This window comes from Campylobacter sp. TTU-622 (assembly GCF_016598965.1).
Lineage (GTDB): Bacteria > Campylobacterota > Campylobacteria > Campylobacterales > Campylobacteraceae > Campylobacter_D.
Map to the genome: position 1 here is coordinate 1 of NZ_JAENKR010000225.1, position 452 is coordinate 452.

Consider the following 452-nt stretch of genomic DNA (forward strand, 5'->3'; position numbering starts at 1 on the left):
ATTTTCAGCTACTCTCTCTATCTCATCCAAAGTAGATTTATGTATTTTAAAATCATCTGGTAATCCTGCAGCTTTATTAAAGTCTTCTCCCATATAACCATCTTTATCTACACTATAACCATAAGCTAAAGATATAGAATTACTTACATTAGCTAAAGGATCAGCTTGTTTATATTTTAAAGTATAAATAGAATTTTTAAATTCACTTGATATATTATAATTAGGAGTATCGGTATAAACATTATTTTTATTGGATAATACTTCATTAAATGCTATATTTTGAGTATTCTTACTTTGAATTTCATTTAATTTAGTGACATTTTGTTTTAAAAAAACATTTGCAAAATTTATTTTTGAATTTTCTTTACTTTCTTTATTTGCTTTACTTTGTGAAAGTATAGAGCCATAACTTGAATTATCATTTATACTAAAGATGCTCATATTAAATCCTT

1 protein-coding gene is annotated in these 452 nt (G+C 23.7%); it reads right to left on the reverse strand.

Annotation, left to right across the window (positions count from 1 at the left end; translation table 11 throughout):
* Positions 1–441, reverse strand: a 441-nt coding sequence (locus JG677_RS08600) for a Cj0814 family flagellar-dependent secreted protein (protein ID WP_442778899.1), incomplete at its 3' end; no start/stop codon positions are given.
* Positions 442–452 lie beyond the last annotated feature (11 nt).